We start from the raw sequence: 14,242 nt of genomic DNA, 5'->3' as shown, positions 1-14,242 counted from the left end.
CTCAGAGCAGTTCGAGACCCGTGGTAGTCGCCAGGCGCTTCCATCGCGCGATCTCGTCGATCTGGTACTTGCGCATCTCCGCGGCGCCCGTCATCAACAAGGTCGTGGATTGGCGCGAGTAGTAGTCCTTGACCTCGGCGCTGGCGCCGGCCTGTTCAAACAGCGTGCTCAAACGCTTCACCGCTTCTGGTGGCGTCTTCGTCGGTACGGCAGCCGCCACCCAGTTGTAGGCCAGGTAACCCGGCATTCCAGCTTCGGCTGACGTCGGGACATCGGGAAGAAGCGGCGTACGCTCCGGCGCCGTGTACGCCAGCGCATGCAGGCGCCCGCCCTTGACCAACTCGATCGCACCGCTTGCGTCGACGACAGAGAAATCCACCGTGCCCGCCATCGTCACATTGATCGCGTCGCCCGCACCCTTGTAGTTGATCGCAGTCGTCTTGATTTTCGCCAGCTCGTTCAGCCATTCCGTGTACAGCGTGTACGAGACGGAGCCGCTCGCGTAGTTGAGCGCGCCAGGCTGCTTCTTCGCTGCGGCGATGAGATCGTTCAACGTCTTGTACGGCGAATTCGGCGGTACGACGATCAGGCACGGCCCGCGCGACAGCAATGTAATCGGCGCGAAGTCGGCGATCGGGTCGTACGGCAGCTTCTTGAAAGTCGCGGCGTTGGTCGACAAGGTCGAGTTGCTTCCGATGAATACCGTGTAGCCATCCGCAGGAGCGTTCAGTACGGCCTGGACGCCAATGAAGCCATTGCCGCCCGGCTTGTTCTCTACAGTGACCGGCTGGCCGGCCAGCTCGCCGATTTTCTTTGCGAACATGCGCGCCGTCGTGTCCGTGCCGCTGCCGGGCGGGAATGGAACGACGAACTTGATGGGGCGCGAGGGATAGGCATCGCCCTGCGCATTGCCCACGGCCGGAAGTCCAAGGCCCAGCGATGCAATGCCCGAAAGGGCAAGCGCCGAGATCTGTCGGCGATTCAGTCTGCGATCGATCATGTTGTTGTCTCCTGAAGTAGATGTATGGGGTCAGCGTTTCAGTCCAAGCAAGTCGCGCGCGATGACCCAGCGATGGACCTCGCTCGGGCCTTCGTAGATGCGCATCAGCCGGGTTTCGTTGGCCATTTGTTGCAGCGGCATCTCCTTGGTCATGCCCATCGCACCGAAAGACTGCATGACTCGGTCGATCACCTCCCACGCCATCTCGGTTGCGTAGACCTTGATCATCGAGACTTGCGTGCGCGCCTCTTCGCCACGATCGATGCGAGCCGCAGCCTCGTATGTCATCAGGCGGCAGGCATGGATTCGAGTGGCCGCATCCGCGATCCACCATTGAATGGTCTGGCGCTCTGCAAGGGACGACCCGAACGTCTTCCGTTGCGGGGCGTACTCGCAAAGCATGTCCAGCGCGCGCTGCGCCCTGCCGATGCACCATGCGGCCATCTGCACGCGGCGACTCGAAAGACGGGCTTGCATGGGGCCGAAGCCGGAACCCTCCTCACCCAGCAGCTGCGTCGATGGAATGCGACAGTCTTCCAGCAGCACCTCGTACGTCGAAACACCGCCAATCATCGGGATGCGTCGCTCGACCTTGAAGCCTGCCGTGTCGCGATCGACGATGAATGCGGAGATGCCGCCGCGGGCGCCCTTGGACTTGTCGGTGACCGCCATCACGATGGTCCAGTCCGCGCGAGCCGCGCGGCTGATCCAGATCTTGCGGCCGTTGAGCACCCATTCGTCACCGTCGCGCACGGCCCGAGTGCTGATGGCCGATGGATCGGCCCCTGCGCCAGGCTCCGAAATGGCGATCGCCGAAACCGTCTCGCCGCGCGCATAGGGCGCCAGGTAGGTGGCGCGCTGGGCGTCGGATGCCGTCTTGAGGAGCATGCGCAAGTTGGGAGAATCAGGAGGGAGTTCGAAGGGCGTGATGGTCTTCCCGAGCTCCTCGTTGACGCCGACCATCGCTGTCACCGGCAGATCGAAACCCTCCATCTCCGCCGGTGCATCGAGCCCCCAAAGGCCGAGCTCGCGAGACAACGCACTCAGTCGTTCATGCTCCGGCGGCAGCAAGCTGCACTCGCCGGTCACGGCCTCGCGCGCCAGCACGGCGGGCTCCAGTGGAATCAACTCGTCGCGCACGAAGCGGGCGACCAGGTCCTTGAGCATCCTGTGCTCTTCGTTCAACTCGAAATCCATTTGCCTCTGTCTCTTTGCCTGGGTTAGTTGGATGAAATGGCCTCGGCGCGGATTCCCGTGTCTGGCGCCTCGTAGCCGGCCTCCGTCAGCACCTCATTCGTGTGCTGGCCAAGGGTCGGCGCCGGGCGCCGGATCAATGCCGGCGTGCTTTGAAAAAGGGTGGTTGGACGAAGCTCGTTGATCGGCCCCTCGGTGGGATGCGTGCTCTCTTCGAACAGCCCGGATGCCATCAATTGCGGATGCCGAGGAAGTTCGTCCAGCGAATAGATCCTTGTTGCCGGAATGTCGAGCTGCTCGCACAGCGCCAGCCATTCATCGGTGCTTCGCGAGGGCATGATCTCGCCAAGATGTCGGTAGAGCGACTTGATGTTCTTGTTGAGCTGATGCCGATCCGACAGGTCGTACCGGTTGCAGATCTCCTCGTGACCTGCTGCGCTGAAGAACGCCCTCCAATGCTTTGGTGTGTAGGGCAGGAGACCGATCCAGCCGTCGCTGGTTCGGGCGGGTTGCCTACCGCCACCCATCAGGCGGGCGTAGCCGGCTTGCACGGTCGATCCTGGAAATGTCAGCCCGCCCATGTGCTCGGCCAGCGTGAATGCAGCCATGGTTTCGAGCATCGGCACCTCGACATACTGTCCGTCACCCTTGCGCTCCCGGTGCACAAGTGCCGCCATGACGGCATTCGAAACCACAAGACCTGTCGTCTTGTCAGCGATCAGGCTTGGCACATAGCCCGGGGAATCGCGGCCGACAGACGCGACGCTCGCAAGTCCGCACGCGGCCTGGATGATGTCGTCGAAGGCGGGCTTGTCGCGATCCGGCCCACTCTGCTGAAAGCCCGTCGCAGCGACGTAGACGATGCGAGGATTGATCGCCTTGACCGCTTCATAGCCAAAGCCCAGGCGTTCGATCGCCGCAACGCGCATGTTGTGCACCAGAACATCGGCTGTCTTGAGCAAGTGGCGCAGCGCGGCCGCGCCTTCCTCTGCCTTCAGGTCCAGCACGACGGACCGCTTGTTGCGATTGAGGGCGAGGAAGATCGAACTCATTCCCGGATGGAGCGACACGCCGTTGGCCCGCATCAGGTCGCCCTCCGGACCTTCGATCTTGATCACATCGGCGCCGAAGTCTGCGAGCACCTGCGTGGCGAGCGGCCCCAGCACCACCGAAGTAAGGTCAAGTACACGAATGCCGTCAAGCGGCCCTGCAGCGGGCGTCTTGCCAGTGTTGGCGTTGTTCATCGAATTCATCAAGTTAAGGTCGGGATCCAGCTACGTGATTCAGCGGCGGTGGAAGACAGGGAGACGGCGCTCCGCCATGGCTGCCACGCCTTCCTTGAAGTCTTCGGTTCGAAACTGTCCGAGTTGGACCGACAGCTCGTGCTGGTTGGCTTGTGCAACGCGCTTCTGAAGATCTGCTCGAAGCGCTGCACGCGTACTCTCCACAGCCAATGGCGCAGAAGCCGCGATCTCTTGCGCCAGCGCGATGGCTCGGGTACGAATCTCGGCATCATCGGCGGCCACCTCATCGGCCAATCCAATCCTGGCCGCCTCTTCGCCACCGATCCGACGGCCGGTGTAGAAGAGCAGTGATGCCTTCTGCTCGCCGATGAGACGCGGAAGTGTCAGCGTGAGTCCGAACCCGGGATGGAAGCCCAGCCTGTTGAAGTTCGCGCTGAATCGCGTGCCGGGACCGGCAACGCGAAAGTCCGCAGCCAGAGTCAGCCCAAGTCCCGCGCCCACGGCTGCGCCATTCACCGCGGCCACGATCGGCTTCGACGTGCCGAAGAGCCGCATTGCATGAACATAGAACGCCGACGGGTTGACGGAGTCTTCGGACCGGACCGCGCCGCTGAAATCCGCGCCGGCGCAGAAGTTCTTTCCGGCCGACATCAGCACGACCGCTCGGCAGGTGTCGACCTGATCCAGGCGCTCAAGGGCGTCCGCAAGCCGCTGCATGAAATCGGCGTCAACGAAGTTGTGAGGCGGACGATCCATCTCGACGAGGGCAACGGCGCCATCGTGAACGATGCGAAGGTCTTGGATGTCACTCATTGGTTCTTGTCTCCGTTTGGTTCGCATGGCCTGCCTCCCGAAGGTGCAGCTCTTGGGCGGATTATTGGCAAACACCCGCGGCTGCGATAGGGTACGATTTCGATAAGCGAAATTGTGAAACGCATTGGCCGGCTCCACCAAACAACTTCCTGCCGTATCGACCAGAGCCCAGACCAGGGAAAGCGGCACCTTCACGCGCTCGACGTCGGGAAGCCAATCCCTGGAGCGGGGGCTGCAGCTTCTTCGATCGTTTCGAGTCGGCGTTCCAGTGCTGGGCAATGCCGAACTCGCCGAGCGCACGGGCCTGCCGCGGCCCACGGTGAGCAGGCTTACGCGGTCGTTGGTCGACGCCGGCTTCCTTGCCTACGATCACGAGAGCCGTGGCTATCGGCTGACCGTTGCCGTCATGAGCCTGGCCCAGGCGTTTCGATACGACGTCCCGGTCATCGACATCGCCTTGCCGTTGATGAAGAAAGTGGCGGAGGGCGAAAAGATCAACGTCGGCCTGGCCGTCGCGGATCAATCAGAAATGGTCTACCTGGAGTCCGTGCGGGAAAGTCGTCGCGGCGTATTTCGTCGGGCGGAGCAAGGCTCACGGTTTCCGATGGAGCTGACCGCCGGCGGGCGCGCCTATCTGGCCGGCTTGAGTGCCGCCCAGCGCGACATCGTCATGAAGATGCTGGCCGCAAGGCATGCAAGTCATTGGGCACGAATCCGCCGCGAGATCGATGAGGCAGGTCGAGGAATTGCTCGCGACGGCTATTGCGTCGCAAGCTGGCAGCCTGGCCTGACGGCCATCGCCGCACCGCTGGTGGCGCCTGATCGCTCGCTGTACTCGGTCAGCATCGGCTTTCACCTGGCATCCGGGCAGCAGCAGGAGCTTGTTCAACGCTACGCACCCATGCTGCTCGAGCTCGTGGATGACATTCGGGTTTCTTGGGAGAGAAGGCATCGTTCGTAGGTGCATGCGGAACGCGGCAACTCGGTGGTGCGAAAAGCTGCTCTGCTGCACACCTGCCATGCACCGGGCGCTGGTGAATGGCAGAGGAGGGGCCCCTTCGAGCCCCATTCCTTGTCCTGTCTCCTACATCAGCCGGGTATCGGCCGGTGACCGATCGGGCCGGTCATGTGCGCTGTCGAAGAAGTTCAATGGCGCGCGCACCAGCTCTTCCCTGTCCACATCGTCCACGGTGGGTAGATGAATTGCATAGAAGCGCCCGCCCAGTTGCGCCAGTTCGCCCGTGGCGTAGAGCCGGATGCCGCATCGCGAACAGAAGCGGTATGTGAGACCAGGCTCGGTCCGGCCGGGCGGCACCCACTGATAGGTGCTGAGCATGTCGTCGCCCGCGAGCAGCTTGAACTTGTCGCCTCGCACGAAAAGAAACCACGCACGCGCCTTGCTGCAAAGGGAGCAATTGCAGCGGTTGCTCCCCGCGGCCATGTCGAACTCCGCTTCGTACTTCACCGCCTGACAGTGGCAGCTGCCGTGGTATAGCTGGTAGGTCATCGGGTCTCCTCGACTGGTTGCGATTCAAGATTGGTATTCTGGTGAAACTGCTTGCAAATTGCAAGCGGTATAAAATTGATTCAATGAGACACGACGACCGATCGACATGCCCCATCAGTACCGGCCTGGAACTCTTGGGTGATCGCTGGACACTGCTTGTCATCCGCGACCTGATGTTCGCGGGCAAGCGCCATTTCCGGGAGTTCCTGCAGTCCGAGGAGGCGATCTCCAGCAACGTGCTGGCGGACCGGCTCAACTCGCTGCTCGAGAGTGGGATCGTGACGAAAAACGGGGATCCCACGCACGCTCAGAAGGCCGTCTACAGCCTGACCGAGAAGGGGCTGGAACTACTGCCGGTGCTGGTGGCAATGAGCGCCTGGACCCAGAAGCATTTTCCCAAGACGCGTCGGCCCGAAGCCGTGCAGCTCGTGCAGGGAGGGGCCAAGTTTCTGAAGCAGCTCGAAAGGCAGATTCGAGTGGAACACGGCATCGCCTGATGCCATCTCATAGACGAAGAAGACTCCGATCCGACCTTCGCCCCGGGAACCAGCGACGGGATTTTTGCCGCGAGAACGCGCATACTGAGCCGTCTGATGGGCTCTGCAAACTAACGCCACCAACCGTTATCGCCTGGCGATCAGCCCCGCGATCGACCGGAGTTCGCGACGATTTCTGGCCTCTCGAGGCGCCTGCTTCGCGATGCCTTCATAACGTCCGCACGCGAGGTGGTGACCATGGCGCACGCTCCCGAGCAGAACTATTCGATTCAGATCCTGCGCGCGGTAGCGGCTAGCACCGTCGCCTGGCTGCACACCTGGACCTTGCCCTTGTTCGGCCTGTTCGGCGTCGATCTCTTTTTCGTCATCAGCGGCTTCGTGATGTGCATGGTCGTCGACCGGAGGCACGCCGGCCCGACGGCGTTCCTGCTTGATAGGCTCACGCGCATCGTGCCGCTGTACTGGGCGGTGACGACGATGGTGTTGCTGGTCGCGTGGCGGCTGCCGAGCGTGATGGGAACGACAGTCGCGAATCTCGGCAACTACGTGCAGTCGCTGCTCTTCATTCCGCACTTTCGGGACGACGGCCAGCTTTTCCCCGTGCTGATGGTTGGCTGGTCGCTGAACTTCGAGATGCTCTTCTATGGGCTGATCACCCTCGTCCTTGCCTTCGGCAAATTGCACGTTGCGAGCTTGATGACAGCGGCTCTTGTTTCGCTCTACGCCATTGGGGCCCTGTTCGACGAGGAGACCGTCGGCCACGAGTTCCTGCACAACACGCTGTGGTTCAATTTTGTTCTCGGGATGGCCTGCTTTCATGTCTACCAGCACCCACTGCTGCAGCGGACTCCGAAGCCATTGGCGCTCGTGCTGGTCCTCGCTTGCTATTTCGGGATGGTGGGGTACGAGAATCAGGCCGATCGCATCTGGGTCGCCGGCGTGCCGAGCTTCTTGATGCTTCTGTTCGCCTTGCAGCTCGAAGGCCCGATCCGCAGGGCCGGTTCGCTCATCCTGCGCTTCATCGTCCATATCGGCGACTCGAGCTACGCCACCTACCTGTCGCACATGTTCGTGATTGGCTTTCTCGAGCGTGTCGTGTACGTGCGCCTGGGGATCGAGGAGAACTACGCGACCTCGCTGTTCTCGCTTGCGTCGTGCCTCGCGGTGGGCTCGCTGATCTACCGTCTCGTCGACCGGCCACTCGTGCGCGGCGCACGCCGGATGGTCAAGCGCTTTCACGTCATTCGCACAGCCGCGTCATAGCCCAGTGCGGTTTTAGCGACCTCGTTCTCGCCCCTTCGCGACCGATAGAAGCTCTATCAGCGCAATCTGTTCTATCGTTGCTTCCTGCTGGATTAGGTTTAGGCTGACCTCGCGTATGTGCGGGCTGCCACGGCTCTCCAGGGAACGGTTCCCGCCTGATCGTCAGGGTGACAGCTGAGAACGAGCCCTCTCAGCGGGTTCTTCCGCTCGGTGGTGATAGAGCAGGACAGGGCGCATTCTGAAGAATTGGCGATGTTGCCCAGCACTGCACTATGCATGTGCCGAAGGGGACCTATGTCTCGCACTATCCGCTCCGTCGATGACTTGGCGCAGCTGCCTGACGACGAACTGCTCGCGTGTCTCGGACAGTTGCGCGCTGCCATTCACGAGGCGAAGCGCAAGCATGCGGCGGCACGACGCGAGGCGCGGATTTCTGCAGACACGGCGTTTGAATTTCACGTATTCGAATGGCGCCCCAAAGGCCCCCAGCGTCTTGATGCCCCGATCAAACTGAGTCCACAAACTCCCGTCGAAGAAATCCCCGTTCGCGCAAGTGCCCGCGAGGCGCTCTGCAAGCTCAACATTTTCTGCGTCGAGGACCTGTCGGCCATCAGTGAGCAAGAACTCATGATGAAGGAAGCCATCGGTGCGAAGACTGTGAATCGCCTTCGCGAAGTGCTGGCGCGCGTAGGGCTGGACTTTCTGTCGAATCCCACCGCTGAGATGACTGCGTGCGAAGGACTCCGAAAGTCCATGAACCCAGGCGACGTGAGGGCGGCGCGCAATGAGTAAGTGCGTCGATTGGGTCGCGCTTTACGCCTACCCCCAACACCTCCTGGAGCTACGCCCCGGGGAAGTCGGCGTCTTTGTTTGTCCTTCGGCCTGGAGAGGTCGGCTGAGCACTGTGTGTGGAGTCTGGCTCAAAGGTCATACCGACTGGGCCTCGTACTTCCCGGCCGGGACTCCATGGAAGGATGTGTTCTGGACCGAGGCCGACGAGGAAGGCCTAAGGGTGGTGCGTGCGCCCTTGTCAGAAAAGGGTGCCGGTGTCTGCTCGCAGAGGTTCAGATCCTTGCCTCGCAGCGGCGTCCAGCCGCGTGGCACGGAAGCGCTTGAGCGAATCTTCGCCATCTGGTCGACCGAGGATTGCGAAGAGTGTCCCGGCAAGCCGCACTGCCAGGGAACGTGACATGCCGGCCGGGTAAACCTCCGTTGCTCAGAAGTCCCAAGGACTGCGTCGATCCATCTGCGCAACAATCCCCAATTCACGCCGGATTGGAGGTGAAGCATGAATGTCACCGTTGCAAACCTGCAGGCCTTCGCCGCTGCTTGGAACAGCCACGATATTGAATCGCTGATGAGCTTCATGACGGACGACTGTGTGTTCGAAGCGTCCGCAGGCCCCGACGTCTGCGGAAGCTCACACATTGGCAGAGAGGCCGTACAGCGCGGCTTCTCCGACGTTTGGAAGACTTTTCCCGACGCGCAGTGGCTCAACCCCCATCACTTCGTTTGCGGCGACCGCGGGGTGTCCGAATGGACATTCACCGGCACGCGGGCCGACGGCTCGCGCGTCGAGGTCAACGGGTGCGATGTGTTCACCTTCCGGGAGGGAAAGATTGCGGTCAAGAACTCGTACCGCAAGAATCGCCCGCCACTTCCAGCGACATAGCGCTCACCTTCATCACAAGCCGTTCGGCTTGATGCTGCGGTCGGCATCGGCGATTCGCTTTCGCTGAACGACGTTGTTGCGCACGGCGTCTTCCGGATGAGCGAATGTGACCCTGCCGTTCTTCACCGTGCCCACGACGAGCATGTTCGAGGAAAGCGCTTCCCTGTCATCGCGGAAAGGCTTGTCGTAGGTGGTGACGACGCCGTAGTAGGCCCGCTTGGGCTGCTCCAGCGCTTGCTTGATGTGAGGTCCATCGAGCTTGTCGCCTGGCAGGCTCAGCACGGCGTGCGCAAGAAGGTACGTCGCATCGTAGGCCTGCGCTGCCGCCATTGGAACCGTGATGTTGGTCGCCTTGAACTTGCGGGCATAGCTGGCCAGGAAGGTGGCTCGGCGCTCGTTGGTCGGCTCGGCAACGAAGCTCAAGGCCATCAACGACCCTTCGGCGGCGTCCTTTGCCCCGTCGATAAACAGAGGGAACGAAAGAGCCCAGGCTCCCACCTGCGGCACCTTCCACCCGAGTGCGTGACGACCGTTGGCGACGACGGCATTCTGAGGCGCGATCGTATAGATGAACAACACATCTGCGCCGGCATTGCGCGCCTCTTTCAACTGCTCCGTTACGTCCTTGACGCCAAGGTCGAATCGGCCCACATACACAGCCTTGAGATTCTTCCGCTCGAGCGCCTTCTGCACATCTTTCAGGCCGGCTTCGCCGTAGCCCGTGTTGTCCGCAAAGATCGCCACCTTGGTCAGCTTGCGTGCAACGATCTCGTCCACCATGAACGGAGCCTGGATCGCATCAGGCGGGGCATTGCGAAAGATGTAGCTGTCCGCAGCGGGAAACTTTGTGGTGACAGGGGTTCCCGTTGTGCACGGCACGAGAAGCGGCACGCGGCTCGCCTGGAAGACGTCGATTGATTTCATCGCGACGCCCGTGTTGCAGAACCCGATCGTCGCGATGACCCTTTCCTTGATGAGTTCCTGCGACAGGCTCAGCCCCAGGTCGGGATTGGCTTGATCGTCCTTGATGACCAGTTCCAGCGGACGTCCCAGGTAACCGCCGAACGAGTTGATCTCGTCAATAGCCAGCTTCACGCCGTTGAGCATCGGAAGTCCGAAGTCGGATGACGGTCCGGTCAATGGTCCTATGAGACCGATCTTGATCGTGTTGGCTGCGCCGGACGAGGGCGTTGGTGCGCCTTGTGCGGCCGACCCGGAGGGCGTGGCTTGCGCGAAGGCGCTGCCGGCCACCAATGCCCATACGGCAGCAGAGTGGAGCTTGAATTTCTTCATGACGTGGGGCATGTCTTTATTTGTGGGACGAGTTGAATGCGCGCGCATCGTCATCGCGGGGTCTTTTGAACGGACCCGTATATATCCTTAGCTCTACATAGATCTCTGCAGTTCCGTGCAAAAGTTCGCACACGCGGGGCCGGACCCTGTTGATACCAAGGGTGTTGCCCGAAGAAGAAGTGCGTCGGCCGTAGATCAACCAAAGCGAGAAACAAAAGTATTCATTGCCAATACAATTGACGTTCGATCATTGGGGCGACAGCATGAGAACTCTGGTTTCCATCCTGACGGCGACCGCGATTTTTGCCGGCTGCATTGCCGCGTGGTGGTTCTATTGGCCAATTTGGAGGGTTGAGTCGCATGTGCGGGAGCACCTCCGTACAGGGGTCGCGACTTTCTCCAGCGTCAAATACAACCGAGCGACCGGAGCGGGATGCGGCTATGTAAATGCTGCGGACAGCCGACAAGCTCCCAGTGGCACCACGCATTTCATCCTGCTACCGGACGGCAGCTTGAAGTTCGACCCTTCCGATCGCGTGACAGGCAACACCCTTCAGCAACTGGAAGCAATTCGGAAGCACTCCGACTATCTGGCTCTGGTCTACGCACGCTGCGGCTAGCAATACCGATTCGCAGCGACCGCTCCTTCCGCGCTGCCGCTCACTTTGAATCGGGTTGCGCCTTCTTCGCGTCCGCTGCAGGGTGCCGTGGCTTGTTGTCCTTCGACATTGAATCCTTGCCGGTCGGATCGGCAGGCATGGCAGGTTCGTTGGCGAAGGCATGCAGCCGTCATTGGAGCGAGAATGGCGAAATGGCTACTGCAAGGTCCTTTGAGACCACCGACTACAAGCTCTTCCCCTCGCCACGCAACGTGCACCGAGTCGTGTTCGAACACCAGGTTTTCGTGCCTCAGCCATACGCGCTCATCGACCTCCCGAGCTATGACCTGAGGGGCCGCTACAGCCTGTTCGCCGCCTGCCGGCTCTCTGACGGCAAGATGGGCCAACTCGTGACCCTGGAACAGGCGGATGACGTTGCGACCTTCAAGGCGAAGTTCGTTCCGGATTAGCGCTCAAGGCCGGAACCGGCGACACGTCCAGATAGGCTTCCGTCGCCTCGGCCACCGACGGCGCAGCCGCTTGCACACCGCCTCGCGCAAGCGCCGCGGCAAGGCGTTCGTACGCCGCCAGGTAACCCCGCAACGATCTCGTGACCGGGCGATCGACGTCCTGCCGCCGCGCCAGCGCGTCGTCGATGTGCCGCTGAATCAGCGTCGACTGCCGCTCGAGATAGCGCAGGCAGCGCAGCCGACAGCGCTCCGAGCGCGCGGCCAGCACTGCGAGCACGGGCACGAGCGGCAACGTCAGCAGCCCCGTTGTGGCGCCACGGGGGAACAGCGCGCCCTGGGCGCGCAGCAGGGCCGTCACGTCGTCACCCCATTGCCGGCGTTCGTCGGCGAGCGCCGCGCGGTGTGTGACGAGGTGGGTGCGATAGGCCGGGTCGCGCACTTCGCCGCCGGCCACCAGCACCGGCACGCCGTCGCGTGTGCCGGGCACGATGCAGTCGGCGCCGATATAGCCGCTGCCGCGAGCCCGGTCCACGAGGATCACATGCTGGCGGTCGTCGGATTGGCGCGGATCGAGCGGTACGGTCGCGCACATCGCCGGCTTGCGGTTGTCGTGAATGGCGCACAGTCCGTCGTCGCGGCGGGCCGGGCACGCGCCCCTCGACGGGTAGTCGAAGCCCTGGGTCAACAGCTCGGGTGCGCCGCCGGCCCCGGGGCGCACGCCGAGCGCACCGACGAACAGGTCCTCGTGGTGGAACAACTCGGGCACCGTCATCACCGGCGGTGAGTTGCAGCAGCGGCCGCACGCAGTGCAGTGGAACGATACGGTGGTCTCTACCATGGCCGTCGCACCGACTCCTGGTAGCGCTCGAGGATGAACCGCTTGACCGGCTCGGAGCGGTACGACGCGACGAGCGTGCCCACCCAGTCGGCCGAGCGATCGGCGGCTCGCACCGCAAGCACGTCGGACCACGGCGTGCGGGCGTCCTCCACGCCGATCGAGTCGCGGGCCGGCAGCAGCCCGGCGCGGTCCGCGGTGGGCCGGTCGATCACGGCGAGGTCGACGCGATACAGCGCATCTGCAAGCCGGCCGGCAGGCAACGGATCGAGGCGGAACTGATGGCGGTTGCCGACCACGTCGCGCGTGGTCGCGGTGAGCCCGGCGCCGTCGCGCAGCACGACAAGCCCGTGGTTGTGCAGCAGCACGAGTGCGCGGGCCTGAAGGGGCGGATCGCGCGGGATCGCGAGCGTGGCGCCACGGCTGAGCTGCCGCGGCGATGTGATGCGGCGCGAGTACAGCGCCACCGGTTGCGTGACGGTGCGCGTCGCCTCGATCAACTCGTTGCCGTACCGTGCGTGGTCGCGGGCGAACGAGACGCCATCCTGGAAGCTGGCAGCGTCCAGCCGGCCTCGCGCGACATCGGCGTTGATCGCCTGGCCGTCGCTTCGTTCGACGATGCGCAGGTCAAGTCCGTGGGCGGCAGCGACGCCGCGCGCGCACGCGAGGATCTCCGCGTGCGGACCGGGCAGCACGCCGATCGTGACCGGCCGCGCCGGTACGTTCGCGAAGGCCAGCTTGCACGGCAGCACTGGCGCGGCCGCCAGCATCAGCAGGGTGCGGCGCTGCATCAGCGGGTCTCCCGCCAGACAGTGCGAAAGCCGATGTGGGCCGTCGCGAGGTCCGCCTCCTGCGACTCGCGGGCGGCGGCGCGGTAGCGCACGCAATAGTCGGGTGCGCACAGGAAAGAGCCGCCCTTGATGACCATCGGCTGGTTCGGCTTGTGGAACGGCGCGGCAACCGCGGCGGTGTCGCCGTTCATGTGCGGCTGGTGAGGTCCGGTGTAGGGATCGCTGGTCCATTCCCATACGTTGCCGATCATGTCGTGCAGACCGAAAGGGCTGGCGGCGTAGCAGCCCACCGGTGCGAGGCCGGCATAGCCGTCCTGCTTTGCGTCGAAGGCGGGAAAGATGCCTTGCCAGTAGTTCGCGGCGGGCCGGCCGTTGACGTCGCGTGGCGCGGTGTCGAGCTCTGCGCCTTCGCGGCCGGCCTTGCCGGCGTATTCCCACTCGACTTCGGTGGGCAGGTCGCGGCCGAGCCAGCGGGCGTATGCGAGTGCGTCGGCCTCGGTGACGAACGTGACAGGCACGTTGGCCTGCCCGTCGGTGGATGAGCCCGGGCCGCCGGGGTGGCGCCAGTCGGCGCCCTTGACGAAGGTCCACCAGGCGAACGGGCGCGCATCCATCTCGGCCTCGGTCGGCGTGTGGAACACGACGGCACCGCCTTGGCGTTCTGCCTCCGTGACATAGCCCGTGGCCTTCACAAAAGCGTCGAACTGGGCGGTCGTGACCTCGGTCTGATCCATCCAGAACGATGCGACGCGCACCGGCGAGGCGGCGGCGGGGCGTTCATCCGGATAACCCTTGGTGCTGCCGAACGTGAAACTGCCGCCGCGCACCTGCACCATGCCTGCACGCGGGTCGGTGCCCCAGCCGACGGGCAGGCCACCGTAGGCGGCGCATTGGGCGGGTGTGCCGAGCGCGGCGAGCGGCAGGTCGGCGGGTGAGCGCGCGGCCATCGCGTAGGCGACGAGGCCCACGCCGGCGAGCGCAGCGGCGCCAGCCAGGAAGGCGGCGCGACGCGGGGCGGAAAACAGGGATCGGATCATGGGAGCGAAAGCGAAAATGGCGCTGCG

The 14,242-nt window shown here is 63.2% G+C and carries 16 protein-coding genes; 7 read left to right on the top strand and 9 right to left on the bottom strand.

All coding sequences use genetic code 11. From position 1 onward, the window contains the following. Position 1 precedes the first annotated feature (1 nt). Genes QTH90_RS03645 through QTH90_RS03630 form a run of 4 tightly spaced genes read right to left on the bottom strand, consistent with a single transcriptional unit; the run spans position 2 to position 4,251 of the window. The gene (locus QTH90_RS03645) at positions 2–1,000 is read right to left on the bottom strand and encodes a Bug family tripartite tricarboxylate transporter substrate binding protein (protein WP_286663154.1); all 999 of its coding nucleotides are present in this window, start codon (positions 998–1,000) and stop codon (positions 2–4) included. Positions 1,001–1,030: 30 nt separating this feature from the next. Continuing rightward, positions 1,031–2,197: an acyl-CoA dehydrogenase family protein gene (locus QTH90_RS03640; RefSeq protein ID WP_286663153.1), complete on the bottom strand. Its 1,167-nt coding sequence runs from the start codon at positions 2,195–2,197 to the stop codon at positions 1,031–1,033. 23 nt (positions 2,198–2,220) lie between these two features. Continuing rightward, the gene (locus QTH90_RS03635) at positions 2,221–3,438 is read right to left on the bottom strand and encodes a CaiB/BaiF CoA transferase family protein (protein ID WP_286663152.1); all 1,218 of its coding nucleotides are present in this window, start codon (positions 3,436–3,438) and stop codon (positions 2,221–2,223) included. 39 nt (positions 3,439–3,477) lie between these two features. Beyond that, positions 3,478–4,251, bottom strand: a complete 774-nt coding sequence (locus QTH90_RS03630; RefSeq protein WP_286664456.1) for an enoyl-CoA hydratase/isomerase family protein — start codon at positions 4,249–4,251, stop codon at positions 3,478–3,480. A 124-nt stretch (positions 4,252–4,375) separates the two neighbouring features. On the opposite strand from QTH90_RS03630, the gene QTH90_RS03625 reads away from it, so the two are divergent. After that, positions 4,376–5,212: an IclR family transcriptional regulator gene (locus tag QTH90_RS03625; RefSeq protein ID WP_286663151.1), complete on the top strand. Its 837-nt coding sequence runs from the start codon at positions 4,376–4,378 to the stop codon at positions 5,210–5,212. 123 nt (positions 5,213–5,335) lie between these two features. On the opposite strand, the gene QTH90_RS03620 is transcribed toward QTH90_RS03625, so the two are convergent. Then, positions 5,336–5,758 carry a GFA family protein gene (locus QTH90_RS03620; protein ID WP_286663150.1) on the bottom strand — a complete coding sequence of 141 codons (423 nt, stop codon included), beginning with the start codon at positions 5,756–5,758 and terminating at the stop codon, positions 5,336–5,338. A gap of 83 nt (positions 5,759–5,841) precedes the next feature. On the opposite strand from QTH90_RS03620, the gene QTH90_RS03615 reads away from it, so the two are divergent. The 4 genes from QTH90_RS03615 (at position 5,842) to QTH90_RS03600 (ending at position 9,190) form a co-directional block, all read left to right on the top strand. Then, positions 5,842–6,255 (top strand): winged helix-turn-helix transcriptional regulator, encoded by a 414-nt coding sequence (locus QTH90_RS03615; protein ID WP_286663149.1) that lies wholly within the window; start codon positions 5,842–5,844, stop codon positions 6,253–6,255. A 237-nt stretch (positions 6,256–6,492) separates the two neighbouring features. Next, positions 6,493–7,518, top strand: a complete 1,026-nt coding sequence (locus QTH90_RS03610) for an acyltransferase family protein (RefSeq protein ID WP_286663148.1) — start codon at positions 6,493–6,495, stop codon at positions 7,516–7,518. A 294-nt stretch (positions 7,519–7,812) separates the two neighbouring features. Then, entirely contained in the window at positions 7,813–8,310 is a 498-nt protein-coding gene (locus QTH90_RS03605) for a helix-hairpin-helix domain-containing protein (RefSeq protein WP_286663147.1), read from the top strand. 496 nt (positions 8,311–8,806) lie between these two features. Continuing rightward, complete coding sequence (locus QTH90_RS03600) at positions 8,807–9,190, top strand: nuclear transport factor 2 family protein (protein ID WP_286663146.1); 384 nt, start codon at positions 8,807–8,809, stop codon at positions 9,188–9,190. Between the two features lie 12 nt (positions 9,191–9,202). On the opposite strand, the gene QTH90_RS03595 is transcribed toward QTH90_RS03600, so the two are convergent. Beyond that, positions 9,203–10,483 (bottom strand): ABC transporter substrate-binding protein, encoded by a 1,281-nt coding sequence (locus QTH90_RS03595; RefSeq protein ID WP_444814706.1) that lies wholly within the window; start codon positions 10,481–10,483, stop codon positions 9,203–9,205. Positions 10,484–10,746: 263 nt separating this feature from the next. On the opposite strand from QTH90_RS03595, the gene QTH90_RS03590 reads away from it, so the two are divergent. Together QTH90_RS03590 and QTH90_RS03585 are read left to right on the top strand one after the other, a co-directional pair. Then, positions 10,747–11,103, top strand: a complete 357-nt coding sequence (locus tag QTH90_RS03590; RefSeq protein WP_286663144.1) for a hypothetical protein — start codon at positions 10,747–10,749, stop codon at positions 11,101–11,103. A gap of 191 nt (positions 11,104–11,294) precedes the next feature. After that, positions 11,295–11,552, top strand: a complete 258-nt coding sequence (locus QTH90_RS03585) for a hypothetical protein (RefSeq protein ID WP_286663143.1) — start codon at positions 11,295–11,297, stop codon at positions 11,550–11,552. Here QTH90_RS03585 and QTH90_RS03580 read toward each other — a convergent pair. From QTH90_RS03580 to QTH90_RS03570, 3 genes are read right to left on the bottom strand one after another with little or no spacing between them, the layout of a single operon-like run. Beyond that, a complete protein-coding gene (locus QTH90_RS03580; RefSeq protein ID WP_286663142.1) occupies positions 11,527–12,390 on the bottom strand; it encodes a YkgJ family cysteine cluster protein in 864 nt (287 codons plus the stop codon). The genes QTH90_RS03585 and QTH90_RS03580 overlap by 26 nt on opposite strands. Then, entirely contained in the window at positions 12,384–13,178 is a 795-nt protein-coding gene (locus QTH90_RS03575) for a MetQ/NlpA family ABC transporter substrate-binding protein (RefSeq protein ID WP_286663141.1), read from the bottom strand. Before QTH90_RS03575 ends, QTH90_RS03580 begins: the two co-directional genes overlap by 7 nt. After that, positions 13,178–14,215 carry a formylglycine-generating enzyme family protein gene (locus tag QTH90_RS03570; protein ID WP_286663140.1) on the bottom strand — a complete coding sequence of 346 codons (1,038 nt, stop codon included), beginning with the start codon at positions 14,213–14,215 and terminating at the stop codon, positions 13,178–13,180. The genes QTH90_RS03575 and QTH90_RS03570 overlap by 1 nt, the downstream gene beginning before the upstream one ends. Positions 14,216–14,242 lie beyond the last annotated feature (27 nt).

Origin of the sequence: Variovorax flavidus (genome assembly GCF_030317145.1) — a bacterium.
Taxonomy (GTDB): Bacteria; Pseudomonadota; Gammaproteobacteria; order Burkholderiales; family Burkholderiaceae_C; genus Variovorax; species Variovorax flavidus.
The sequence above is the reverse complement of the archived record's forward strand: the minus strand, read 5'-3'. Positions and strand labels throughout refer to the sequence as shown.

Bases quoted from the DNA above. Each gene is read 5' to 3' on its own strand.
- QTH90_RS03580 (WP_286663142.1), bottom strand. From the start codon at position 12,390: ATGGTAGAGACCACCGTATCGTTCCACTGCACTGCGTGCGGCCGCTGC.
- QTH90_RS03615 (WP_286663149.1), top strand. From the start codon at position 5,842: ATGAGACACGACGACCGATCGACATGCCCCATCAGTACCGGCCTGGAA.
- QTH90_RS03645 (WP_286663154.1), bottom strand. From the start codon at position 1,000: ATGATCGATCGCAGACTGAATCGCCGACAGATCTCGGCGCTTGCCCTT.
- QTH90_RS03575 (WP_286663141.1), bottom strand. From the start codon at position 13,178: ATGCAGCGCCGCACCCTGCTGATGCTGGCGGCCGCGCCAGTGCTGCCG.
- QTH90_RS03630 (WP_286664456.1), bottom strand. From the start codon at position 4,251: ATGAGTGACATCCAAGACCTTCGCATCGTTCACGATGGCGCCGTTGCC.
- QTH90_RS03585 (WP_286663143.1), top strand. From the start codon at position 11,295: ATGGCTACTGCAAGGTCCTTTGAGACCACCGACTACAAGCTCTTCCCC.
- QTH90_RS03610 (WP_286663148.1), top strand. From the start codon at position 6,493: ATGGCGCACGCTCCCGAGCAGAACTATTCGATTCAGATCCTGCGCGCG.
- QTH90_RS03570 (WP_286663140.1), bottom strand. From the start codon at position 14,215: ATGATCCGATCCCTGTTTTCCGCCCCGCGTCGCGCCGCCTTCCTGGCT.
- QTH90_RS03635 (WP_286663152.1), bottom strand. From the start codon at position 3,438: ATGAACAACGCCAACACTGGCAAGACGCCCGCTGCAGGGCCGCTTGAC.
- QTH90_RS03595 (WP_444814706.1), bottom strand. From the start codon at position 10,483: ATGAAGAAATTCAAGCTCCACTCTGCTGCCGTATGGGCATTGGTGGCC.
- QTH90_RS03590 (WP_286663144.1), top strand. From the start codon at position 10,747: ATGAGAACTCTGGTTTCCATCCTGACGGCGACCGCGATTTTTGCCGGC.
- QTH90_RS03640 (WP_286663153.1), bottom strand. From the start codon at position 2,197: ATGGATTTCGAGTTGAACGAAGAGCACAGGATGCTCAAGGACCTGGTC.
- QTH90_RS03620 (WP_286663150.1), bottom strand. From the start codon at position 5,758: ATGACCTACCAGCTATACCACGGCAGCTGCCACTGTCAGGCGGTGAAG.
- QTH90_RS03605 (WP_286663147.1), top strand. From the start codon at position 7,813: ATGTCTCGCACTATCCGCTCCGTCGATGACTTGGCGCAGCTGCCTGAC.
- QTH90_RS03600 (WP_286663146.1), top strand. From the start codon at position 8,807: ATGAATGTCACCGTTGCAAACCTGCAGGCCTTCGCCGCTGCTTGGAAC.